Origin of the sequence: Methylophilus sp. Leaf408 (assembly GCF_916856905.1) — a bacterium.
Taxonomy (GTDB): Bacteria; Pseudomonadota; Gammaproteobacteria; order Burkholderiales; family Methylophilaceae; genus Methylophilus.
This window is the reverse complement of record NZ_CAKASK010000001.1, coordinates 1,280,757-1,305,223: the sequence shown is the minus strand read 5'-3', so window position 1 is coordinate 1,305,223 and position 24,467 is coordinate 1,280,757. Positions and strand designations below refer to the sequence as shown.

The following is a 24,467-nucleotide window of genomic DNA, read 5'->3' as shown; positions in this document are numbered from 1 at the left end:
GTGAACTGATGTTGACGCAAAAGATGTTGTGAAGTCAGCGCAAAATCAACCGGCAATGAAGGAATAACATTGCTCAGGCACCTATTTAAGCCATTAATTGATATTTGTGTAGCCAGTGCCGGCTTATTGCAATGAGTTTTGTAGCCCATTAATTAAAATGCATGCCATTGCCTAGCTGAATGCTTTCGGATAGAATGCGCAACCTTATTGATTCGCAGCATGTCTGTGAGTTTATAGTCGCGTAGCTCAGCTGGTTAGAGCACCACCTTGACATGGTGGGGGTCGATGGTTCGAGTCCATTCGCGACTACCAGATATTAAAAGCCACCTCAAGCGAGGTGGCTTTTTTATTTTTCGCATTTTCGACGCTGATCAACCAAGCTTAATGACGGTTGACTGCTTCAACTTTGGTGAGCAGTTCCGTTGCAGACTTTTCACGCGCTGTGCGATAATGTTCGTTTGGTCACAAAGCAGTGCCATGCGCTTGTTTTATTAGTGATTTTAACCTTTCGAGAGAGAATACATGCCTGTAATACGCTTGCCTGATGGGTCCGCCAGAAGCTTTGAGAATTCGGTGACCGTGGCTGATGTTGCGATGAATATTGGTGCTGGGCTGGCGAAAGCCGCTTTGGCAGGCAAAGTCACGCATCCAGGGCAAGAGGCTAAACTGGTAGATACCAGTTACCTGATCGAGCAGGACGTGGATCTCGCAATTATCACTGATAAAAATGAAGAGGGCCTGGAGGTGATCCGTCATTCCACCGCTCACTTATTGGCTTATGCCGTCAAAGAATTATTTCCTGATGCGCAGGTCACCATAGGTCCTGTGATTGAAAACGGCTTTTACTATGACTTTAGCTATAAGCGCCCGTTCACACCGGACGATTTGGTAGCCATTGAAAAGAAAATGGTTGAGCTGGCTAAAAAGGACGAAAAAGTCGAGCGCACGGTATTGCCGCGCGATGAAGCGGTCGCTTATTTCAAAAGCATTAACGAACATTACAAAGCAGAAATCATTGCCAGCATCCCCAGTAATGAGGATGTTTCACTGTATTCAGAAGGCGGGTTTACCGACTTGTGCCGTGGACCACACGTACCAAATACCGGCAAATTAAAAGCATTCAAGTTGATGAAGCTGGCTGGCGCTTACTGGCGTGGCGATAGTAACAACGAGATGTTGCAGCGTGTCTATGGTACTGCCTGGCGCAATAAGGATGAGCTGGAAGCTTATCTGCATATGCTGGAAGAAGCCGAGAAGCGAGACCACCGCAAGTTAGGCAAACAGCTTGATTTCTACCATATGCAGGAAGATGCCCCTGGTATGGTGTTCTGGCATCCTCGTGGCTGGGTGATTTGGCAAGAAGTCGAGCAGTATATGCGCGCCAAATTCAAAGAATATGATTACCAGGAAGTGCGCACGCCGACAGTATTGGATAAGACCCTGTGGGAAAAATCCGGTCACTGGCAAAATTACCGTGACAATATGTTTATCACCCAGTCGGAAAGCCGCGATTACGCAGTGAAACCGATGAACTGTCCTGGTCATATTCAAATTTTCAACAGTAGTCTGCATAGTTATCGCGATTTGCCGTTGCGTCTGGCTGAATTTGGCTCCTGTCATCGTAACGAACCTTCCGGTTCCTTGCATGGCTTGATGCGCGTGCGCGGCTTTACCCAGGATGATGCCCACATTTTCTGTATGGAATCGCAAGTCGAGGCCGAAGTGGCCGACTTTATCAAGATGCTATACGAAGTCTATAAAGACTTTGGTTTTGATGACGTGATTGTCAAGCTGTCTACCCGTCCTGAAAAGCGCGTGGGTACTGAAGAAGCGTGGGATATGGCTGAAACCGCATTGGCAAATGCGATTAAAGCTAATGGGCTTGAGTTTGAATATCAGCCCGGCGAAGGTGCATTTTATGGCCCTAAAATCGAGTTCACACTTAAAGATTCATTGGGCAGGATGTGGCAATGCGGCACCATCCAGCTTGACCCGAACCTGCCGGAACGCCTGGGTGCAGAGTATGTGGCAGAAGATAATTCCCGTCAGCGCCCGATTATGTTGCATCGCGCGATTGTCGGTTCCATGGAGCGTTTCCTGGGTATTTTGATTGAGAACTTTGCTGGTGCCATGCCCACATGGTTGGCCCCGGTGCAGGTCATGGTATTGAATATTTCTGATGGTCAAGCCGATTATGTGCGCCAAGTGGTTGAAAGTTTGAAGAAAAATGGCATTCGATGCGATTTTGACTTGAGAAATGAGAAGATTACCTATAAAATACGCGAACATAGTTTGCAGAAGTTGCCATACCTGATTGTGGTAGGCGACAAGGAAATGCAAAATGGTCAAGTGGCCGTACGTACCAGAAAAGGTGAAGATCTGGGTGTGATGACGGTAGACGCGTTTGTAGCGCGTGTGCAACAAGACATCCAAAGCAAGGTCTGATTTTCTCAGGTGCTGTGCGGCTTTGTTTATTTGTTTAGGGGATTGTTATAGCTCAAGATAAAGATACACGCATCAATGGCGATATTACTGCGCCACAAGTGCGTTTAGTTGGTGTAGATGGCGAGCCGTTAGGTGTGATGACTCTGAGAGAGGCCTTTGCCAAAGCGGAAGAAGCTGATATTGATATTGTTGAAATTGCACCAAATGCAGCACCACCAGTGTGCCGTTTGATGGATTATGGTAAATTCAAATACGCCGAGAGCAAACGTCTGCATGAGCAAAAACTAAAACAAAAACAGGTGCAAATTAAAGAGGTCAAGTTCAGGCCCGGCACCGATGATGGCGATTACAACATCAAGCTGCGTAATATCATCCGCTTTTTAGGTGATGGTGATAAAGCGAAGATTACTTTACGCTTCCGTGGTCGTGAGATTACGCACCAGGAATTTGGTTTGGCGTTGTTAAAACGCCTTGAAGCAGATTTAACAGAACATGCATTGGTTGAGCAATATCCTAAAATGGAAGGCCGGCAAATGGTCATGGTACTGGCACCGGCTAAAAAAGTCGTTCCGGTCGCCAAAAAAGCAGATAAACCTGCTGATAAAGAAACCCCAGGCGTTGAATAATTTTCACGCCAGCAAGCTAAAGCAATAAAAAAGTTTTTTTGGAGTAATACGGCTAAATTGGCTGCCTAGTTACTCTCTATTCAACCTCTAAGGAGACCAAAATGCCAAAGATGAAAACAAAGAGCAGCGCCAAAAAGCGCTTCAAGTTCTTGGGTAACGGTAAAGTGAAGCGTACGCACTCTCACTTACGCCACATCCTGACCAAGAAAACAACCAAGCAAAAACGTAAGCTGCGCGGTACTTCCATTATTTCTGCAACTGATGTCAAACGCGTTCGCGCAATGATGCCAACACAATAAGGAGACCGACATGCCTAGAGTAAAACGTGGCGTCATAGCCCGCGCAAGACACAAGAAAGTTTTAAAAGCAGCAAAAGGTTACCGTGGTCGTCGTAAGAACGTTTACCGCGTTGCCAAACAGGCGGTGATGAAAGCCGGTCAATATGCATACCGTGACCGTCGTCAGAAAAAACGTCAATTCCGTACATTATGGATTGCACGTATCAACGCTGCAGCCCGTGAAGCTGGTTTGACATACAGTCGCTTCATGAATGGCTTGAAAAAAGCTGCGGTTGAAGTTGACCGTAAAGTATTGGCTGACCTGGCTGTGTTTGATAAAGCTGCTTTCGCTAAATTCGTAGAATTGGCAAAAACAGGTTTAAGCGCCTAGTCTGACCTAACGAAAAAAGAGGCTGCGGCCTCTTTTTTTATTTCAATTGCTGCAACAAAAATAATCGCAAGAAAACATAATTATGGCCGATCTCACCCCCTTAATCGAAGAAGCGCAGCAAGACTTTGCTAACTGTCATGATGTGCCAGCCCTGGAAAACGCCAAAGCCAAATATCTGGGTAAGTCTGGCGCGTTGACTGAAGCCCTCAAAGGCTTGGGTAAACTTTCTGCGGAAGAACGTCCGGCAGCTGGAGCCGCGATTAATGTGGTTAAACAAGCGGTTGAGCAGGCACTCAATGCACGCCGCGACAGCATTCTGGCTGCAGAACAAGCCAAGCAGCTGGCGAGTGAGAGCATTGATGTAACCTTACCGGCAAGAGCGCAGTCTGCAGGTGGTTTGCACCCCGTTACGCTGACGTTACGCCGGGTAGAAGAACTGTTTCATTCTATCGGTTTCAGTGTTGCCAACGGCCCTGAAATTGAAACTGATTTTTATAATTTCACCGCCCTGAACATTCCTGATAATCATCCAGCGCGTGCCATGCACGATACGTTTTACGTAGATAACGGCACTGACAGTATGGAGCACGTGTTGCGTACGCATACCTCACCAGTGCAAGTGCATTACATGGAAACCAACACGCCGCCGCTGAAGATTATTGCACCTGGTCGCGTGTATCGTGTCGACTCCGATGCCACCCATTCACCTATGTTCCACCAGGTGGAAGGTCTGTGGGTAGATGAGCAGATCAGTTTTGCAAACCTCAAAGGCGTGGTACAGGATTTCTTGCAGAAATTCTTTGAGCGCGATGACCTCACAGTGCGTTTCCGTCCCTCATTCTTCCCGTTCACCGAGCCATCTGCCGAAATGGATATGAGCTGGAATGGCGGCTGGCTGGAAATCGGTGGTTGCGGCATGGTGCACCCGGAAGTACTCAAGCACGTCAATATCGATAGTGAAAAATACCGTGGCTTCGCGTTTGGCCTGGGCGTAGAGCGCCTGGCTATGTTGCGCTACGGGGTAAATGATTTGCGTCATTTCTTTAATAATGACCTTCGCTTTTTGCAGCAGTTTATTAAATAAACGCTCGTCACTTTTAAACCTCATCAGATAGGTATAAATAAGAATATGCAGTTTTCAGAACAATGGTTACGCTCCATGGTCAACCCAGCGCTGGATACTGCGCAACTTGGTCATGCATTGACGATGGCGGGCCTTGAAGTCGAAGAGTTAACCGCGGTTGCGCCTGCTTTTCAGCGCATAGTGGTGGCAGAAATCCTTGAAACGGCTAAGCATCCGGATGCTGACCGCTTGCAGGTCTGTAAAGTCAACGTCGGTGGAGAAGTGCTGCAAATTGTGTGCGGCGCATCTAATGCACGTGCCGGCCTGAAAGCGCCTTGTGCATTAGTCGGTGCAGAATTACCTGGTATCAGTATTAAACAGGCTAAAGTGCGCGGTATGGAGTCATTCGGCATGATGTGTTCAGCCAAGGAGCTGGGCATTGCTGCCGAAGCCAGCGGCCTGCTCGAACTGCCTACCGATGCGCCAGTCGGGCAGGATATCCGTGAATATCTTGACCTCAATGATCATACTTACACATTGAAATTAACGCCTAACCGTGCTGACTGCCTCAGCATTCTCGGCATCGCACGAGATGTCGTAGCCATGACAGGCGCGCCGATTAAAGTGCCTGCCATCCAGGCTGCTGTCGTCAACAGTAACCAAAGCAAGGCTGTTAATGTCACCGCCAGCGAAGCCTGCCCAGCGTATTACGGCAGGGTGGTTGAAGGTGTGAATGCACAGGCTCCAACGCCGGACTGGATGATTCGCAGGCTGGAGCGTAGCGGTATCCGAAGTATCAGCGCCTTGGTTGATATCACCAATTACGTATTGCTTGAGCTGGGCCAGCCACTGCATGCGTTTGACCTGAATCTGCTGCAAGGCGATATCCAGGTTCGTTTTTCACGAGCGGGTGAAAAATTATCCCTACTTAATGATACTGAAGTAACCCTGAAAGCCGATGACCTCGTCATCGCCGATAGTAATGGTGCAGTGGCACTGGCAGGGATTATGGGTGGCAAACCTACTTCAGTGACAGATAAGACACATTCCATATTCCTTGAAAGCGCCTTCTTTACGCCGGATACTTTGGCTGGTAAAGCTCGCCGTCTGGGCTTGAGCACAGACTCATCCTACCGTTTTGAGCGCGGCGTGGATTTCGGCAATACTTCACAAGCGCTAGAACGCGCGACAGCACTGGTGCTGGAAATCTGTGGTGGCAGCGCTGGGCCTATCACTTCTGCGACTGCTCAACTGCCAGAGCGTAAACAGGTGACTTTACGTTACGAGCGTTTGATTTCGGTACTTGGCATTAAGATCAGCGCAGCGCAGGTCGGCCAATTGCTCACCCAGTTAGGCTTTGTGTTCAGCGAATCGAATGGGGTGTTCAAGGTGAGCGCGCCTAGTTTCCGCTTTGATATTGCGCGTGAAGAAGACCTGATTGAAGAAGTTGCCCGGTTGCATGGTTACGAGCATATCCCGGCATTAACGCCAGTCGCGTCTCAAGGCATGCTGGCAGCGCCTGAAGCTAAGCGTAGTCACGACCGTTTGCGTGACGTGATGGTGCAACAAGGCTATCAGGAAGTCATCACCTATAGTTTTGTCGATGCCGCCTGGGAGCGTGATTTATATGCTAACCACCAACCTATTGCCTTGAAAAATCCTATCGCCAGCAATCTGAGCGTGATGCGCTCTGGTTTGTGGGGCGGCTTGCTCGATACCTTGAGTTATAACCTCAACCGTCAGCAATCGCGTGCGATGTTGTTTGAGCTTGGCAGTCGCTATGTGCGCCAGGCTCAAGGCTATACGGAGACACTTGTGTTATCAGGGGTATGTTATGGCAATGTGTTGCCAGAACAATGGGGCAGTACAGCGCGCCAGTTCGATTTTTACGATGCCAAAGCACATGTTGAAGCATTATCCGCGAACACGGTACGTTTCGTTTCCGAATTACATCCGGCACTGCATCCTGGTCAGTCAGCACGTATTTACCTGGGTGATAAAGCCGTAGGCTGGCTGGGAAAATTGCATCCGCAATGGCAACAGCAATATCAACTTACCCAGGCTTGTTTCCTGTTTGAGATAGATGTGGCTGCCATCCATACCAAACAAGTTCCAGTGTACCAAGAGGTAAGTAAATTCTTGCCGGTGCGTCGCGATTTAGCCATGGTGGTTGATCAAAATATCTCTGCGCAAGCAATGATAGAAGCCATAATTGCAGAGCAAATTCCGCAGTTGCAAACGGTCAAATTGTTTGATGTTTATCAGGGTAAAGGCGTGCCAGAAAACAAAAAAAGCCTTGCATTTCTTGTACTTATGCAAGATACTGCCAAGACTATGGTCGATGAGGAAGTGGACACAATCTTGTCACAAATCCTAAAAAATTGGTCATCGAATTTTTCTGCAGTACTAAGATAATTATTCGGATATTCCTCGGTGAGTCGAGGAATATCAGTTAATTCAATACTAGCGTAATCTCACATAATAAGAAGGTTCAGGGGATCGTTAATGACACTCACAAAAGCTGACTTGGCTGATTTGTTGTTTGAACAAGTCGGACTAAATAAGCGTGAAGCCAAAGATATGGTCGAAGCGTTTTTTGAAGAAGTTCGTAATGCACTGGAAAATGGAGACAGCGTAAAACTCTCCGGTTTCGGTAATTTTGAGTTGCGCACTAAATCAGAACGTCCTGGCCGTAACCCGAAAACAGGCGAAGAAATACCAATTTCGGCACGTCGCGTGGTGACTTTCCATGCCAGTCAAAAATTAAAATTGCGGGTAGAAGAACACTACTCAGAACAACCTTTGCAAGCACAAGCTTAATTTAGCATTTACACATGGTCGAAACGCAAAAAATCACGCTACCGCCTATCCCCGCCAAACGCTACTTTACCATTGGTGAAGTCAGCGAATTGTGCGGTGTAAAGCCACACGTATTGCGTTACTGGGAACAAGAATTCACCCAGCTCAAACCTGTTAAACGTCGCGGCAACCGTCGCTACTACCAGCATCATGAAGTTTTGCTTATCCGCAAGATTCGTGAACTGCTTTACGAGCAAGGCTTTACTATCAGTGGTGCCCGCAATCGGTTAGATGGCGTGGATGAAAAAGCAGAAAAGGCCGGACGCTTGGCAACAGAGTCCGCAAACCAGAATGCAACTGCAATTTCAGCTGAAGCTTCAAAATTGCCGACTGTAGATATTTTGGCTTTAAAAGAGCAGTTACAGCAGGTAATAAAGCTGCTCAAAGTCGCTGCCTGACTAGCTTCCAGACACACAAAACCGCATATTCTGCTTAGCGAATATGCTGTTTTGTTTTATAATTCAGCGTTCTTTTCAGGCGGGTTCCCGCTTGAACTCAAATGTCGGGGCGTAGCGCAGCCTGGTAGCGCACTTGCATGGGGTGCAAGGGGTCGAGTGTTCGAATCACTCCGTCCCGACCAATCAAACATTTCACACCGTATCAATCAGTATCAAAATCCCTTTTAAATAACGTATTTAAGCCATTAAGTTGTCTTTTAACGTATCAAGACGTTGATTGACATCTAATCCTTAATTGGGGTAACTTATGGGGTAACACAACTTACCCCTGCGGGAGTTACCCCAAAATGGCACTGACAGATACCGCTTTACGCAATGCAAAGCCGGCCGATAAGCCATTCAAGCTTTACGATGAAAAAGGTTTGTTTGTGATCGTGAACCCTAACGGGGTAAATGGTGGCGCTTGAAGTATCGCCTGAGTGAAAAAGAGAAGTTACTTTCACTGGGTACCTATCCTGAGACATCCCTCCAGCAAGCAAGACAAAAGCGTGACGAAGCCAAAAAGCTTCTCGCAGCTGGTCAAGATCCCAGCCTTGAGAGACAGCGCGAAAAACAGCAAAGCATTACTGATGCTGAATTAACTTTTGAGAAGGTGGCCACTGATTGGCTGCAAATCAAAGCGCGTACATTAGCACCCAACACATTAAGAAAAATGGAGGGCGCATTAAAAGGCAATATCTTTAATCGCGTTGGCAAGCACTCCATAAAAGACCTCCGATATAAAGATATCCAGGCCTGCTTGTTTATCATGCAAGCCAGAGGGGCATTACGCATCATGCATGAGACCAGACGCATGATTAAAAGCATCTTTGACTTTGCCGTGAATGATGGCCTTATCGACTTAAACCCGATCACCCAGAAAGACGACAGGCTCCATGAGCACATGGCGCAGAACATGCCACACCTGCAGAACATGGCTGATGCTGGCAAGCTGTTACGCAACCTGACCGAGTATGGTGGCAACTTCGAAGTGCAGGCCTGTGTGTATCTCACCTTGCACATTGCGCAAAGGCCCAGTGAACTACGTATGGCCAGATGGGATGAGTTTGATTTTGATAATGCTTTATGGACCTTGCCATTAGAGCGCTCCAAAACACGTAAGCACATGACCAAAGCCCACGTAGTGCCTTTATCCAAGCAGGTTATGCAAAGGCTCAATGAATTAAAACAATACACCGGGCACAGTGAGTTTTTATTTCTATCTACACGCACCTACAAGCCGTTGAGTGAAGCAACAATCAGGCAAGCACTGCGTACCACATTCACCGACTATCACATTGTCCCTCATGGCTGCCGGCACTTTTTCAGTACTCAGGCAAATGAAAGCGGGTTATTCCGTAAAGAGGCCATTGATGCGTTTTTACAACACAAAGACAGCAACGAAATCAGCGCGACTTATAACAAGGCACTGTACGCTAAAGAGCGGGAAGAGATTGCGCAATGGTGGAGCGATCAATTAGATATGGCACAGGCTGGGGCAAAGGTATTGCCGTTTAAGCAAGCATAGGGCACACAGAAAGGAGCTAGAAACGATTTTTGTAATAAGCCCAGCCTTGAGGGTTAACCAGGCATAGCGGCCACGCTGGTGCAATCTTCGACAACTTCACCAGCACAGCCGTTGACAGGTAATAAACGATCAGATGCCCAGGCTCGCTCATTAAATCATATGGGCATTGAGCATAAAAGCCGCCCAGACGGTAGCGTTGTGGTACTAAGGGCTCATGTGGAGAAGGTTTTAGGGCTAAAGGCTACCTCGCAAAGCATAAAGCCCGTTGATGACAAGATTAATTGGGATGCTGTACGTGCGTAAGTCTGTAGATATTAAGTTTGATAGGCGTGATGCAAAATAGGGCTGGAAGGGTTATTTATAGAGGATGTTATGGAAAGACTTATAGCAAATGTTCTTATTTTTGGAGCTTTTAGTGTTTTAGGCATTGTTGCTATTGCCGGCGCAGTATATGAGCCCGTGTTAGGACTACTTCATTGCGTTGCAGTTAGCGCGTATTTTTTCGACTTCAATAGAAGGGTATTTGGGAGATTTTTTGTGAGTCCAAAGGTTTTTATTAATAAAACTAAATTTGTTGATAAAGATCATCGGTTTCTTTTTCTTGTTTTTGTATCTGTATGGATAGTAACCTTATTGATGGTTTTTGTGAGAATGTTTGATTAACGATGCTTTAGATGGTCACTTTTACTAAAGTGGGGTAACTTTGGGGGTAACTTCAAAGATTCAATGCCAGCTATCTTTATAAATAAAGGCTTGGAAGGCTAAGTTCTAATCCCTCCGTCCGACCAATCGAGACTTATTAAATTAAGTGTTCCATTTTATTCAAAACGGCTCTGAATCCCTAATCAAATGCGGCTGAAAACTTGTTGTTCGTCCGAGTGTGTAAGGTTTGATAATCAGAATTCCTCGCCCCTATTAAAAGCAGTAACCGCTTTTAGTATTTACGTGTTCGTTGTTCCAAGTATTTATCACCAGCTATTTGATTTGCTTTATACATTTCATCAAGCTTTTTATTCAAAGCATCACACTTATCTTTCCATTGTTCAGAGTCTTCCAAGCCGTCATTAAGGTGTGACATTAAATAATCATACCTTTCATTTTTCTGCTTTTGCGTTAAGCCTTGCTCATCCATGGAGGCATTGATTGCTTTCATGCGTTTTATCCGGATGTTTGATTTGGCAGAATATTTAGCACATATACCCTCTTGATTCGCTTCAACTTTTTTTATTTCAGCTTTAGAAAACGGCATTGCCTTTTCGTAAGTATTTGTTGTGGTGATAGATTGCTGGTGTGCGCATGATGTTATTCCTAAAGCAACCAGAGAAATCAATACTCTTATCATCATAGACCTCGTTCTTTACTTGCTTAATTGTAATGACGATTTGTTTGGGATGGTGACATTTAATAGATGGGGGTATTTGGGTGTAGATATATCAGTGTATTGTTTGACTCAGGAGATTCGGTGATTATCTAAAATTTAGATCTTCGAGATATTCACTTGATCGTTCAAAGTTAGAGATTCTAGCTATATGCAGTCTGAAGTGAGTCATTTTTGGCTGTATCCATGATGTAAACTGAATGGCCTTTAATACGTTCACACTTTAAGCCAACCATTTAATTCAACTATGAAAACGCTTATATTGGCAATAACTTTAATGACTTGCGTACTTGCAGCCCATGCAGAAAAAAACGCCTGGTTCTATAAGTCGTCCAGGCTCCTGTTATCCAAAGAATTGAATACTTGCCATGACTTTAGGAATGCAGGAAATATTCCACGCTTTAACGAATGTGTGACTTCTAAGTTAAATGCTTATGATTCAATCAAGCTTAAGATGGATGACCCCTCAGTAAGCCCGTTGATAGGCGAGTCGGTGTGTGTGGACAAGATTAGATCGGGTTTTGAGAATGGCGCGCGGTGCATGGTGGCTGCCATTGATATCTGTAAGCAAGACAGTAGTGGCAATATCCCAAATGCACTAACCTGTTTACGTGCTTTCTCAACGCCAAACTGGCAAGCTAATCCTTCCGCGATGAAGCTGGATTTCACCAGGCCTGTAAGGAAAGAAGATGAGATCAAGGGCTATATTCAGTAATTATTAGGTCAATGAAAACAAACCCGCATTACGCGGGTTTTTTATGTGAGCAAAAAGAAACGATCTTCCTACATCAAAATAAGGAGGCACTTATAACCGCATTCCATTTAAGTTTCGATAATCCATGCTCCTTATCAATTAAATTGGAATAAATATCATGGCTAAAGCACCGAAGACTCAAATTGGATTAGGTTCCGTTTTATCAACTGTATCTGGACCTTCTACCCATGAGCCGCCGGACTCAGCTTTGGATAATTCAGTGCCTACCAAATTAGTAGATAAATTTGTAGGGTCGGATGAGCTTTCAACATCTTTTCCCCACAATGCCACAAAATCCTCTGAATACGGTGAAGCTTCACGTTGTCCTTTCTCAGGTACAACTTCAGAAGCGCCAGACGCAATAGTCGGCGCCAGCACCGTCAGTGAGCTGAATACCAATGAAAAGACTGGTGAAGGTCCGCCAGATGGTGAGAATCTGCAAAAAGGCGATTTGGATCGTGTTCGTTCTGATTCGGCTGGCCAGACACTCACAACCAACCAAGGCGTTGCTGTTGGTGATAATCAAAGCTCTCTTAAAATTGGACTGCGTGGTCCGACCGCGATGGAAGATTTTATCCTACGTGAAAAGCTTACACATTTTGACCATGAGCGTATCCCGGAGCGCGTAGTGCATGCGCGTGGTTCTGCAGCACACGGTTATTTTGAGAATTACCAGCCTTTATCCGAATATACCAAAGCTTCGCCTTTTAATGAGGCGGGCAAACAAACGCCGGTGTTTGTCAGATTCTCTACAGTGGCTGGTGAGCGCGGTTCAAGTGATACAGCCAGGGACGTACGCGGGTTTGCCGTTAAGTTTTATACTGACTCAGGCAACTGGGATCTGGTGGGGAATAATATTCCGGTGTTCTTTATTCAGGATGCGATGAAATTTCCTGATCTGGTCCACGCGGTGAAACCTGAACCGCACCACGCCATGCCGCAAGCTTCTTCCGCACATGACACTTATTGGGATTTTGTTTCCCTGATGCCTGAATCAACCCATATGCTGCTTTGGCAAATGTCGGATAGGGCGATTCCTCGTAGCTATCGCACGATGCAAGGCTTTGGCGTACACACCTTCCGTTTGATTAACGAAAATAATGAATCGGTTTTCTGCAAGTTCCATTGGACGCCAGTGGCAGGTACGCATTCGTTAGCCTGGGATGAAGCGGTGAAGATCAGTGGCGCAGATCCAGACTTTCATCGCCGTGATTTGTGGGAAGCGATTGAAGCGGGTGCTTATCCTGAGTGGGAGCTTGGCCTGCAAATATTCACTGAAGCAGAAGCCGATAAATTTGACTTTGATGTGCTGGATGCGACCAAACTGATTCCGGTTGAGTTGGTGCCGCTGGTTGCAGTTGGAAAATTAGTGCTGAACCGTAATCCGGATAATTTTTTCGCAGAAACCGAACAGGTTGCTTTCTGTACTGCACATATTATTCCAGGTATAGATTTCACTAATGACCCATTGTTACAGGGCCGCATTCATTCTTATCTGGATACGCAAATTTCCAGACTAGGCGGTGTCAATTTCCATGAAATCCCTATCAATGCGCCGCTAGAAGAAGTTCATAACAATCAGCGCGACGGCATGCATAGACAGAATATTCCACGCGGCCGTGTGGCTTATGAACCAAACTCCTTAGGCGGTGGTTGCCCATTCCAGGGGGGTATGCAGGGATTCACCAGCTTTCCGGAACCTGTCGCGGAGGATAAAGTGCGCGGCAAGCCTGAAAAGTTTGCTGACCATTATTCTCAAGCAACGCTTTTCTGGATTAGCCAGTCGGAAATTGAAAAGCAGCACATTATCAATGCCTTCAGGTTCGAGCTCACCCGCATACAGGTGCCTGCCATACGCGAACGGGTCGTATCCCTGTTAGTGAATGTGGATGAGACATTGGCTCAGGAAGTGGCTGATGGCTTGGGCATTGATTTGCCTGCTGCCGCGCCTTTGGCCAGCGATATTTCGTTTCCCGTATTGGATGCCTCACCAGCTTTGTCAGAAACCTTCTATCCAGGTGATGGCACTATTAAAACCAAACGTGTAGCCATCCTGGCTTCGCATGGTGTGAATGGAGCCAACGTCAATGCCTTGTATGATGCCATCCTTGCCCAAGGCGGGGTACCGCGTATATTGAGCACTAAACTAGGCAAGCTGGAAACCGCAGAAGGAAAGACTATTCATGTTGAAGCGACCTTGGAAACCATGCCTGGCGTGCTGTTTGATGGGATGGTAATCGCCGAGGGTGAGCAGTCGGTGGCCAATTTGGCACTCAATGCCCACACCTGTGAATTCCTGCAAAATCAATACCGTCATTGCAAACCTATTCTGGTTCCTAATACGGCAAGAAGCTTATTGCAAAAAGCAGGCATTGAGGAAGTTTTATCAGATGGTAACCCTGATCCAAGCCTGTTTATCGCGGATGATGACGCTTATGACAATATTGAAGCATTTATCACTGCACTGGGTAAACCGCGCGATCACTCTCGTGAAACAGACCCGCCGCTGGTCTAATCTGTTTTTAAACGCTTAAATACTCAAAAATCTTTAAAGTTTTTCTTAGTTAATTGCTTCAATCTGAATATAGCCAGCCTTACGGGCTGGCTATATTTTTTGTGTTTCACGGGTGATTTTTTTGAATATCAAAGGCTATCTTTTAGCCATGATGGCGTGCAATAAAAGTAATTTACGTAGGCCTCACATCTAAAAACAGATCATAATTTCCAGCTCTTCACTGTACGCTAACCCGCTTAATACTTCATGTTGTTGTTATATCTGTGAAATAAAAGAGCCTGTTTAACTGCACCCGTCTTAATCCTTAATATCCTCCTACATGAGAATAATTCAAAGGCCGATTTTGTTTGGTCTGCCAAACCCTTAAGCTACAAAGGAGTTAAGCAAGGTCTAAAAATTTAATGAGGAGCAGTTGATGAGTCGGTCGCCTTTTGAAGTTAAAAATATCAAGCCGCATGCGGCACACAACAGTCAGGGACTATTCGCTTTGCCAGGTAATTCCAAACCTGCATTGTTATGTTTATCACATTTGCGCTGGGATTTTGTGTACCAGAGACCGCAGCATCTGATGAGCCGCTTCTCCAAGATGTTCCAGGTGTTGTTTTTTGAAGAACCGATTGCCAGTGAAGGCGAAACTGCCTGGCTGGAAGTGAAAATGGCACATGAGGATGTTCGCGTACTGATCCCGCATATTCCTGCCCGAGAGATAGGTACGACTGGCGGCACGGATTTACTCAGGAGTTTACTCGATCACTATCTGATGATTGCCGACGTTGATCCGATATTGTGGTATTACACGCCGATGAGCCTGTCGTTTACTGATCATATTAATGCGTCGCTGGTTGTTTACGATTGCATGGATGAACTTTCTGCTTTTCTTGGGGCACCACCTGAGTTGCTCGGTTATGAGAAGGCTTTATTCAAAAAAGCTGACATCGTGTTTACCGGTGGCTACAGCCTCTATGACACGAAACGCAAGCAACACCAGAATGTGCATCCCATTCCAAGTAGCGTTGATACCGTGCATTTTGGCAAGGCAAGACTCGTGAATGAACAGCCTGTCGATCAGGCCAATATAGCTGGACCAAAAATCGGTTTTTATGGCGTGATTGATGAGCGGATTGATGTTGCGCTCATTCGGGAGATTGCTACCGCGCGCCCGGATTGGCAGTTGGTAATGATTGGGCCGATTGTAAAGATAAACCCGGAAACGCTGCCAAGACTGCCGAATATCCATTACCTGGGGCCAAAAACGTATGATGAGTTGCCGGTATATTTAAGTGGTTGGAAGGTGGCATTAATGCCATTTGCCATTAATCAATCCACTCGGTTCATTAGCCCTACCAAAACGCCGGAATACCTGGCAGGCGGACGGCCAGTGGTTTCCACCCCTATTCATGATGTGGTTCGCATGTATGGTGAAAGTGAGCTGGTGCTCATTGCCGCAGACAGCCAGGCATTCATTGATTCAATCGAGATGGCGCTCGAAGCGATGGAAAATCCTGCTGTTATTTCTGCAAAAGCTGACAGCATTTTGCGTGGCATGTCATGGGATAAAACCTGGCAAAAAATGTATTTGCAGATGGAAGATAAGCTGCAGATCAGTCCAGCCAATGCTTTTCTCTCTAAAGTATCGCAAACAAGTCCGGTATTGTTAGGGAGCAGTTAATGGCTGAATTAGAGTTCGACTACTTGATTGTAGGAGCCGGTTTTGCCGGTAGCGTGCTGGCGGAACGGTTGGCGTCTGATTCTAACAAAAGTGTGCTTCTGATTGATCGACGCCCGCATATTGGCGGCAATGCTTATGATTATTTCAATCATGATGGCATCCTGATTCATCAGTATGGCCCGCATATTTTTCATACCAACTCGCAACGTATCCTGGACTATTTATCGCGCTTTACAGAATGGCGCGCGTATGAGCATCGCGTGCTGGCAGATGTGGATGGCCAGTTGCTGCCCATCCCCATTAATTTAACAACACTGAACAAGTTGTATGGTTTGAACATGGATGCTAAACAGGCCGAGAAATTCCTGGCAGCGCGCGCCGAACCTGTGACGGACATTAAAACGTCAGAAGATGTAGTCATCAACCAGATTGGCACAGAGTTATACGAAAAATTCTTCCGCGGTTACACTAAAAAACAATGGGGGCTTGATCCTTCTGAGTTGGATAAATCGGTGACTTCGCGTGTGCCTACACGAACGAATGATGATGACCGCTATTTCCAGGATGAATTCCAGCAAATGCCACTGCACGGCTATACCGCCATGTTTAAAAAGATGGTGGACCATCCCAATATTAAAACACTCCTAAATGTGGATTACCGCGTCGTCAAAAATACCATCAAGTATGGGCATTTGATTTTTACCGGGCCTATTGATGAATATTTTGATTATTGCTTTGGTAAGTTGCCATACCGCTCGCTTGAATTCCGGCATGTGACAGTTGATAAACCCCAGTTCCAGTCCGTGGCTGTGGTGAATTATCCGGATGAACAGATCAAGCATACGCGTATCACGGAATATAAATACCTCACCGGGCAAGTACATGACAAAACAGCATTGACTTATGAAGTTCCGCAGGCAGAGGGAGATCCTTACTATCCTATCCCGCGACTGCAAAATGCAGCTTTGTATAAAGAATATCAAGCGTTGGCAGAGGCAACCCCGGAAGTAACTTTTGTCGGGCGTCTGGCCACTTACAAGTATTACAACATGGACCAGGTGGTGGGTCAGGCATTGGCAACTTACCAGCGATTAGTAACGGTGGAGGCTGATTCGGCGCTTGTCATGGCTACTGCGCTTAAAGAGACCTAAGTTGCAACCTTCAGAAAGTTTCAACAGTTTTTTCATGGGCGGGTTTGAATGTTCGACACATCGTAGAAGAGATGGGCGACGTCTGGACCTGATTGCTTCCACCAGGCATGACAGGTGGGCACTTGAGGATTACATGGCACTCAGTGCGCATGGGCTTAAAACCATACGTGATGGCCTGCGATGGCATTTGATTGAAACCCGGCCAGGTGAATATGATTGGTCAAGTTTTTTACCACTGGTGAAGGCTGCCCATCACGCTCAAGTTCAGGTTGTCTGGGATCTGAGTCACTATGGCATCCCGGATGGATTGAACATCTGGCGTCCAGAATTTGTGAAACGGTTTTCGCGGTTTGCTGCTGAAGCGGCACGCGTGATTAAAAATGAGACAGATACTATCCCGCTATTTTGCCCAGTCAACGAAATGTCGTTTTGGGCCTGGGCCGGTGGAGAAGTCGCCTTTTTTAATCCTTTAGCCAAGGGACGCGCGCTTGAGCTAAAACATCAACTCGTGCGGGCTACCATCGCTGCGATTGAGGCTTTACGGGAGGTAGACCCTCGTGCACGTTTCATCACCGCTGAGCCGTTGATTAACGTATTACCCAGAATTGACCGACCAAGAGATAAAGGCCAGGCTGAAGCTTATCGACAAGCGCAATTTGAAGCGTTAGATATGCTGATTGGTGAAGCATGGCCTGGCTTAGGCGGCGATCCTAAATATCTGGATATTGTCGGTCTGAATTATTACAGTAATAACCAGTGGTATATCGGAGGTGAAAAAGTGTCTCCCACATCGCCGGCTTACCGGCCTTTGTACGACATGCTGGCTGAAGTCTATTTGCGCTATGGACGGCGCATGCTGGTGGCGGAAACGGGTGCTGAAGGAGAAAACCGCACAGCCTGGGCAAGCTATATTTTTAATGAAGTGGCTAAAGCGCAAATATCCGGAATTCCGATCGATGGCGTCTGTCTCTATCCTGTGGTGGATTATCCAGGTTGGGATGATAACCGGCATTGCCCGGCAGGGTTGCTAGGCTATGCTGATAATACGGGTCAAAGACCAGTATATACGCCACTGGCAGACATTTTGCATGATTGGCAAATCAAGCCAGTCATTGCCACTACCGTTAATTAACAACCTGGCCTGGCTTCTCTCCTGTGTGCGGTTTCGCGCATTACAGGTTTGTAATCTTTCAATGCGTATCTAGCAAAAAAATCCCGCCAAAGCGGGATTTCCCTTTTCTTATGGAGGGGATAGCCATAGGGAAAGAGTTAAGTGGTACAGACTCATCACCTGTTAAACAAGCACAAGTTACGTTTCTAAAAGTCATCTGCAATTGATTTTATCTTCTGGCAACTGCAGCACATTTATAAGTCATATATTGAGATGTTATTGAATTAGTGTCTGTACGCTATCGAACACAGGGGCAGGCATAAGATCACTCAACATCAACCAAAATAAACCCTGTTTATCCAAGCTCAAGCGGCAATTTTATCCAGATGGTCTTCATTGCTTTTGCACTGGATTAGGCAGAAAAACAACCAACGCCAGAACTCTTTTTTGATAAGTGTTCTAGCGTACAGCACTCAAGTTTGCAATCAGTAATGATGCATATCAGCGCAAGAGTTCACCTGATTTATTGCGCTATCCCTTCCCCTTAAGGAGCTCGACATGCATTTGAAAATGAAAATTTTAGTCCTTACCCTTGCTATGGCAGGTGTAATGAGTAGTGCCCATGCCACCGTACTCGTGTCGAATTCTTCGGCTACTAGCGTAGATATCGTAGCCAGCGGTTTTGGTGGCACTTTGATTGATAGTGCTATCACGGCCATCAGTAATATCAGTTACAACGGTACCGCCCGTTCTGCCGTATATCAAACCGCCACAGGTTTTGACTTTTACTATCAGTTCACCAATGAAGACAGCTCCCAGAATGGCGTTCACCGCTTTGCGGGATTTGATTTTAGTAGCCTGGGCGCGAGTGTCGTTGATGTGTATCAGACTGGAACTGGTTTCGGGATCTTCGCAAATGGCAGTGAGTTTTCTGATAACGCAGACCGCTCAAACGCCGGTGTCATCGGATTTAATTTTGTACCGGTGGTGACGGGCGATATTCAACCTGGGACAACCAGTTACATCCAGATTATCCGTACCAATGCCACAAACTATCAACCAGGAAACTTTGTTATATCAAATGGGATCGGTTCAAATGCTGAAGGATTTGCTTCAGCTGCTGCCGTACCGGAAGCTTCAACCGGCCTGATGGTTCTTTCAGGATTGGGCTTGATTGGCTTGATTGGTGCACGTCGCACCAGGAAAGGTTAGTAAGGAAATCACATTGGATTGAGATGTTATAATAAATAAAAAAGCGCCATTCGCATGGCGCTTTTTTATACTCTTTTCCGTGTGGATTGCGCGTGAGTTAAACCAGAATGTTGCTTGGGAGAGACTTGGTCAAAGTGTGATCATGGCATCACTATCTATGTAGTTAGCTTTGGGCAGGTCAACGCTGTACATCATGCAAGAATCCTAATGTACGCTATCGCACATACGCACATAATAGATAAGTAAGGTGTACTATCATGTAACTTTCAGCTAAAGGCGGAATATGGTTAGCAAACCCACTCCACAACCACAACAAAACCACTTGTTGAAGGCGCTGCCAGAATCCGATTATCTCCGAATTGAACCCATGCTTGAGTATGTCGCTATGCCCTTGGGGCATACGCTGTACGAGTCTGGTGGTCAGCTCCAGCATGTGTATTTTCCCACTACTTCTATCGTGTCTTTATTGTATGTCCTGGAAAGCGGGGCATCCGCGGAAATTGCAGTCGTAGGTAATGAAGGAGTGTTAGGGATTTCATTGTTCATGGGTGGTGAAACGACGCCCAGCCGTGCTGTGGTACAAAGTTCAGGCCATGGTTATAGAATGCGGGCCAGCCTGTTAAAACTTGAATTTAGCCGTGGAGGCGCGATGATGCATTTACTATTGCGCTACACACAGGCCTTAATTACTCAAATGACCCAAACTGCCGTATGTAACCGCCATCATTCGATTGAACAGCAATTGTGTCGTTGGTTATTACTGAGCCTGGACAGGTTATCTGCAAATGATCTTCATATGACACAGGAGTTAATGGCCAATATGCTGGGTGTACGACGTGAAGGGGTGACTGAGGCAGCGGGCAGGCTGCAACGTGCCGGCATGATAGAGTATTCACGTGGGCACATACGCGTACTGGACCGACCCAAGCTGGAAAAGGCAGTATGCGAGTGCTATCAGGTAGTTAAAACAGAATTTGATCGACTACTCCCGGATATGCAAAGAAATCATCATCAAAAAGCCGATACGATTTAGCTTGATTCAAGCTGCCATCTCCTTATGCTTTTGCCAGTAATAGCCCGATACAAGCCTCATAACATAAGCTAGGTAAGGTTTCATCCAAGCCATCTTTCTTTAAAGATCCCGAGACTGTCTAGCAGATAAGCATGCCTAAAGCGGGAAGGGATGCTCCGCATGTGTGTAAACGAACATACGTAACATTGCATAGATGTTATTTTTGTTGAATGGAACACGTGCTTACTTGGAACAGGCTAATAAACCAACTAGATCGTCGTTGCCAAAATCGATTGGTAAAGTATGGCGTATGGGTAGAGCTTACGCTAGGACAACAACTCAATGCACCTGGCATTGCCATTGAATACATCTATTTTCCAACTTGCGGAGTCATTGCTTTAATCCTGCAGCACGCGCTGGATAAGCCATTAGCTATTGCCTTGATTGGTAATGAGGGAATGTTAGATATCGCGCCAGCACTTGGTGTTCAGTTTGTACCGTATTCTGCCATCGTGCTTGCGCAAGGGACGGCACTGCGCATTTCTGTAGAGCATTTGTATGCCCTCAAGTTGAGCAACAAAAACTTCGGTATCTGTCTGGATCGGTATATTGCAGTATTGAATGCGCAACATGCGCAGGCTGCTGCGTGTAATGGACTGCATAACGTACAGCAACGGCTGGCTCGATTGCTGCTCGCCTATAGTGACCGGCTGCAGACATCGACGCTTACCATCACCCAGAAGTTACTGGCGACCTTGTTGGGAGTGCGCCGGGCAGGCATTAACAATATCGCCAGTAAATTACAGCAAGCTAAAATCGTACATTACAGCCGGGGTCACATTGAGATATTGAACCCGATGGCATTGCTGCAAAAAGCATGTTATTGCTATGAGATGGATAAGCAAACGTATGAGTCCACAATGATTGCTCATTAAAACAGCAGTTTTAGAATAGCAGTAAATCAGCCTTGAATATTTTCCAGTGGCATCGGCACTTTTTCTGAAAAATCGTCTTAAAGTTTGCATCGGGAAAGTTGATTATCCAAACAATAATCAATCGAGTTGAGATTGGGGAGTTGCTGTGAATGTGTGTCGATTGTGTACGTTATCAGACTGAATTCTTTAGTGAGCAATGTAACACTCTGTAATACTATTTGTGGAGATTGATCATGGCGAAATCGCATTTATCAGATCAGCACACTCACCGGATTCAAATTCCACCAATGCATGAGGGTCATTCTCTAAAGGTGAGTCGCATGCACATTTCTAAGGCGGTTCTTCTAGCCGGTGCCGGTGCGATGGCGGTCATTGTACCTGTCGCAATCATGTCGCTGATTCTTTTTCTGAAAGGAGCCTGATGTATGAAATTATTTCAAAGCCCTATCGATGTTTGCATGGTATTTTTTGTTTTTCTGTTTCCTGTGCATCATTCCATTTACGCCCAGGCGGCTACCGATAGTGCCAACGTGATCTCTTCAATTTCTCAAAATGGTTTGACAATAGCAAATGCCAAACCTGCCTCGTGGTTTTGCTCAATATGGATGAAGTATTACCTGAGTGTCAGCAGCAGGTGATGAAGGCCACTATTGTGGGCGTACATTACAGTGAAAGCGGGATTTCGATTGATTCAATCCGTATTAACCGTGTGGGTAACGAACTGGATATTCCGACAAATATCGGCGAGGAAGCGATATTCACAATTGATGATATTCGCACGCAAGCATCGTTAGAAAGTGCAACAACACTGTTTCTTTGAAACTGACATGAAGCCAAGTCCGTATTGCTCTAAAGCACCCTGCGGATGACGAGTGACTAAGCAATGGTATCAGTTGTGATGACTGTTTTTTTGGCTGGCTGCGAAGTAGCGATATGGCGGGAAAGTGCCTCACTCAATGGAATCGGCCTGTTGAGGTAAAAACCCTGTGCATAGGCAACGCCCATTTCGTTCAGGCAGTCTAGAGTGGCCTGGTCTTCAACGTATTCAGCTATTGTTTCAATTTCCATGGACTCAGCGACACTTTGAATCGCTTTTGCCATCGCCAGATCCACTTTATTGGTGGTGATATCTTTCACATAAGCGCCATCCATCTTCAGAAAATCGACCGGCAAATGTTTGAGGTAGCTGAAGGAAGACATGCCACTGCCAAAGTCGTCCAGCATAAAGCGCGTGCCCATCAGCTTCAATTCGTTAATCAGTTTGATGGTGTTGTCGATATTAATGATGGCTGAAGTTTCAGTGACTTCAAAACAAACATGACTGGGAGAAACTTCGTAATTGCTGAAGCAGTTTTTAATATAAGGTAACAGCGTCGGGTCGCCCAAAGACATGCCTGAGAGATTGATGCTGACGATAAATGGTTTGTTGCTGGATTGCGTTTTGAATAAAGGCTGCAAAGCCATAAACGCATGCTGAATAACCCAGCGATCAATCTTGTTCATCAGTTGATAGCGTTCAGCTGATGGTAAAAATTCTGCAGGCGGGATAATGCCGCCATGTTCATCACGCTTGCGGATCAGAATTTCATAGAACGGCGGCAACTCTTTCTGTTGCATGGGGAAAATCCCCTGGCAATACAGCACGAAATCATTGTGTTCTATTGCCTCATTGATGCGCAATACCCATTCCATCTCCACATGTCGCTTGAGTAACACATCATCTTCAGGATGGAATAAATGTATCTGGTTACGTCCGTTATCTTTAGCCACATAACAGGCGGCATCGGCATGACGGGTAATCTGGCCTACGTCTTTCAGGTCAGCCGTGACTTCAACGATACCTATGCTGATGCCGGTATGAAACAACCTGCCTTCATGCATAAACCGGAATGATTCCACCATTTGGCGCAATTGCGCGGCGATTTCAATGGCTTTTTCGACCTGGCAATAGCTGAGCAGTAAGCCGAATTCATCACCGCCAAGTCTGGCAAATGTGTCTTCAGCGCGTATGCGTTGACTCAGGATCATGCTGATCTGTCTCAGCATTTCATCGCCAGCAGGATGGCCGCAGGTGTCATTAATGACGCGGAACTGGTCGAGATCCATGTAGCAAAACACATGATCGGCACGGTGCTGCTTAACGTCTTCTAATGCTTGTTGCAAGCGTCTTTCCAATTCCTGGCGATTCACCAGGCCAGTTAGTGCATCATGTCGTGCCTGGTAACGTAATTGTGCCTGGGCATCCTGGATACGATGACGCATGTCAGCTTCGACGTGCTGCATCTCTCTCGAGATTTCATTGATCGTTGTTTGCAGCGAATTAATTTCAGGCAGGGTATTTTTCACCTGGCTGATGTGCTGGTTACCTATCACGAAGCGCTTCAGTGCGGCTGTCATCTCGCGAATGGGCTGGCTAATGGAGCGGCTGACCCAATATACCAGTATTGAGCACAGCATCAGCCCTAATGTGATGTAACCTACATTCCTGATAAACGCCTGGCGGTGATCTTCAATTAAAGCCGCTTTATCGATGGCAACAAACACAAATCCCAGCAGGGCATGCTTAGGTTCAGTAGTAAACACTCTCACCATAGTGATGTCATGCGTGGCTTGCTGCATCACGATAGCGTCCTGGCGAGGTAATGAATCACCAACGGTAAACGAAGCACCCAGTTGTGCCAGCGGGCGTTTATCTGCATCCGCAATCATCAGGGAAAGATAAGGTTCGCGATCTAGCTGGCTAGCCTTAAGCAGGCGTTCGATATAGGAACGACCATGCAGGTCTGTTTGGTTATGCACAACGGCTGAGAGAAATTTTGCAGTGGTCAGCGCATGCTGGCTAAGTTTTTCTTCATCACGTTGCAGTTGCTCTTTGAAATCCAGCATCAGCAGGGAGCAGGATAAGGTAAATATCGGCGCGATTACTAATAACAATAATCGGGACTGGATACTTAATTGCTGGAAAAATTGCATGGTGACGGGTAATTCGGTTGGTTCAACACGGTGATGGATGTGCGATGATGATTATCGCATATGGGTATTGCTAATGTCATGACATCCCCTCTTAAATCGTGTATAAGTCCACAAGATACAAACAGTAAAT

The 24,467-nt window shown here is 46.2% G+C and carries 24 protein-coding genes and 2 tRNA genes; 24 read left to right on the top strand and 2 right to left on the bottom strand.

What is annotated here, in order from left to right; all coding sequences use genetic code 11:
- Positions 1–235 precede the first annotated feature (235 nt).
- From LPA26_RS05935 to LPA26_RS05875, 14 genes are all read left to right on the top strand, one after another.
- A tRNA-Val gene (locus LPA26_RS05935) sits at positions 236–312 on the top strand.
- 210 nt (positions 313–522) lie between these two features.
- Positions 523–2,445, top strand: a complete 1,923-nt coding sequence (thrS, locus tag LPA26_RS05930) for a threonine--tRNA ligase (RefSeq protein WP_229007665.1) — start codon at positions 523–525, stop codon at positions 2,443–2,445.
- A 47-nt stretch (positions 2,446–2,492) separates the two neighbouring features.
- Positions 2,493–3,071 carry a translation initiation factor IF-3 gene (gene infC / locus LPA26_RS05925; RefSeq protein ID WP_200936971.1) on the top strand — a complete coding sequence of 193 codons (579 nt, stop codon included), beginning with the start codon at positions 2,493–2,495 and terminating at the stop codon, positions 3,069–3,071.
- Positions 3,072–3,172: 101 nt separating this feature from the next.
- Positions 3,173–3,370 carry a 50S ribosomal protein L35 gene (gene rpmI / locus LPA26_RS05920; protein WP_019881750.1) on the top strand — a complete coding sequence of 66 codons (198 nt, stop codon included), beginning with the start codon at positions 3,173–3,175 and terminating at the stop codon, positions 3,368–3,370.
- A 10-nt stretch (positions 3,371–3,380) separates the two neighbouring features.
- Entirely contained in the window at positions 3,381–3,740 is a 360-nt protein-coding gene (rplT, locus tag LPA26_RS05915) for a 50S ribosomal protein L20 (RefSeq protein ID WP_055826068.1), read from the top strand.
- Between the two features lie 82 nt (positions 3,741–3,822).
- A complete protein-coding gene (gene pheS, locus LPA26_RS05910) occupies positions 3,823–4,824 on the top strand; it encodes a phenylalanine--tRNA ligase subunit alpha (protein WP_229007664.1) in 1,002 nt (333 codons plus the stop codon).
- 45 nt (positions 4,825–4,869) lie between these two features.
- Positions 4,870–7,218, top strand: a complete 2,349-nt coding sequence (gene pheT / locus LPA26_RS05905) for a phenylalanine--tRNA ligase subunit beta (RefSeq protein ID WP_229007663.1) — start codon at positions 4,870–4,872, stop codon at positions 7,216–7,218.
- A gap of 90 nt (positions 7,219–7,308) precedes the next feature.
- Positions 7,309–7,623: an integration host factor subunit alpha gene (locus tag LPA26_RS05900; protein ID WP_229007662.1), complete on the top strand. Its 315-nt coding sequence runs from the start codon at positions 7,309–7,311 to the stop codon at positions 7,621–7,623.
- 14 nt (positions 7,624–7,637) lie between these two features.
- Entirely contained in the window at positions 7,638–8,060 is a 423-nt protein-coding gene (locus LPA26_RS05895; protein WP_229007661.1) for a MerR family transcriptional regulator, read from the top strand.
- A 105-nt stretch (positions 8,061–8,165) separates the two neighbouring features.
- Positions 8,166–8,242, top strand: a tRNA-Pro gene (locus LPA26_RS05890).
- Between the two features lie 165 nt (positions 8,243–8,407).
- Entirely contained in the window at positions 8,408–8,527 is a 120-nt protein-coding gene (locus tag LPA26_RS05885; protein ID WP_229007660.1) for an Arm DNA-binding domain-containing protein, read from the top strand.
- Positions 8,524–9,627, top strand: coding sequence for a tyrosine-type recombinase/integrase (locus LPA26_RS05880; protein WP_229007659.1), 1,104 nt, complete (start codon positions 8,524–8,526; stop codon positions 9,625–9,627). The genes LPA26_RS05885 and LPA26_RS05880 overlap by 4 nt, the downstream gene beginning before the upstream one ends.
- Before the next feature lie 78 nt (positions 9,628–9,705).
- The gene (locus LPA26_RS14345) at positions 9,706–9,930 is read left to right on the top strand and encodes a DUF4224 domain-containing protein (RefSeq protein ID WP_370634329.1); all 225 of its coding nucleotides are present in this window, start codon (positions 9,706–9,708) and stop codon (positions 9,928–9,930) included.
- 69 nt (positions 9,931–9,999) lie between these two features.
- Positions 10,000–10,290 (top strand): hypothetical protein, encoded by a 291-nt coding sequence (locus LPA26_RS05875; RefSeq protein WP_229007658.1) that lies wholly within the window; start codon positions 10,000–10,002, stop codon positions 10,288–10,290.
- A 271-nt stretch (positions 10,291–10,561) separates the two neighbouring features.
- On the opposite strand, the gene LPA26_RS05870 is transcribed toward LPA26_RS05875, so the two are convergent.
- On the bottom strand, positions 10,562–10,972 hold the full coding sequence (locus tag LPA26_RS05870; RefSeq protein ID WP_229007657.1) for a hypothetical protein: 411 nt from the start codon (positions 10,970–10,972) through the stop codon (positions 10,562–10,564).
- Between the two features lie 310 nt (positions 10,973–11,282).
- Between LPA26_RS05870 and LPA26_RS05865 the strand changes: the two genes are divergently transcribed.
- The 10 genes from LPA26_RS05865 (at position 11,283) to LPA26_RS05820 (ending at position 22,184) form a co-directional block, all read left to right on the top strand.
- On the top strand, positions 11,283–11,720 hold the full coding sequence (locus LPA26_RS05865; protein ID WP_229007656.1) for a hypothetical protein: 438 nt from the start codon (positions 11,283–11,285) through the stop codon (positions 11,718–11,720).
- Between the two features lie 157 nt (positions 11,721–11,877).
- Positions 11,878–14,274, top strand: a complete 2,397-nt coding sequence (locus tag LPA26_RS05860) for a catalase (protein ID WP_229007655.1) — start codon at positions 11,878–11,880, stop codon at positions 14,272–14,274.
- 415 nt (positions 14,275–14,689) lie between these two features.
- Entirely contained in the window at positions 14,690–15,943 is a 1,254-nt protein-coding gene (locus LPA26_RS05855) for a glycosyltransferase family 1 protein (RefSeq protein WP_229007654.1), read from the top strand.
- The gene (gene glf / locus LPA26_RS05850; protein WP_229007653.1) at positions 15,943–17,094 is read left to right on the top strand and encodes a UDP-galactopyranose mutase; all 1,152 of its coding nucleotides are present in this window, start codon (positions 15,943–15,945) and stop codon (positions 17,092–17,094) included. The genes LPA26_RS05855 and glf overlap by 1 nt, the downstream gene beginning before the upstream one ends.
- 1 nt (position 17,095) lies before the next feature.
- Positions 17,096–18,226 carry a beta-glucosidase gene (locus LPA26_RS05845; protein ID WP_229007652.1) on the top strand — a complete coding sequence of 377 codons (1,131 nt, stop codon included), beginning with the start codon at positions 17,096–17,098 and terminating at the stop codon, positions 18,224–18,226.
- Between the two features lie 537 nt (positions 18,227–18,763).
- The gene (locus tag LPA26_RS05840; RefSeq protein WP_229007651.1) at positions 18,764–19,417 is read left to right on the top strand and encodes a PEP-CTERM sorting domain-containing protein; all 654 of its coding nucleotides are present in this window, start codon (positions 18,764–18,766) and stop codon (positions 19,415–19,417) included.
- Between the two features lie 283 nt (positions 19,418–19,700).
- Positions 19,701–20,450 carry a Crp/Fnr family transcriptional regulator gene (locus LPA26_RS05835; protein ID WP_055826050.1) on the top strand — a complete coding sequence of 250 codons (750 nt, stop codon included), beginning with the start codon at positions 19,701–19,703 and terminating at the stop codon, positions 20,448–20,450.
- Positions 20,451–20,722: 272 nt separating this feature from the next.
- Positions 20,723–21,364 carry a Crp/Fnr family transcriptional regulator gene (locus LPA26_RS05830; protein WP_229007650.1) on the top strand — a complete coding sequence of 214 codons (642 nt, stop codon included), beginning with the start codon at positions 20,723–20,725 and terminating at the stop codon, positions 21,362–21,364.
- Positions 21,365–21,789: 425 nt separating this feature from the next.
- Complete coding sequence (locus LPA26_RS05825) at positions 21,790–22,002, top strand: hypothetical protein (protein ID WP_229007649.1); 213 nt, start codon at positions 21,790–21,792, stop codon at positions 22,000–22,002.
- Positions 22,002–22,184: a hypothetical protein gene (locus LPA26_RS05820; protein ID WP_229007648.1), complete on the top strand. Its 183-nt coding sequence runs from the start codon at positions 22,002–22,004 to the stop codon at positions 22,182–22,184. Before LPA26_RS05825 ends, LPA26_RS05820 begins: the two co-directional genes overlap by 1 nt.
- Before the next feature lie 56 nt (positions 22,185–22,240).
- Here LPA26_RS05820 and LPA26_RS05815 read toward each other — a convergent pair whose 3' ends face one another.
- Positions 22,241–24,337 carry a bifunctional diguanylate cyclase/phosphodiesterase gene (locus LPA26_RS05815; protein ID WP_229007647.1) on the bottom strand — a complete coding sequence of 699 codons (2,097 nt, stop codon included), beginning with the start codon at positions 24,335–24,337 and terminating at the stop codon, positions 22,241–22,243.
- Between the last annotated feature and the right edge of the window lie 130 nt (positions 24,338–24,467).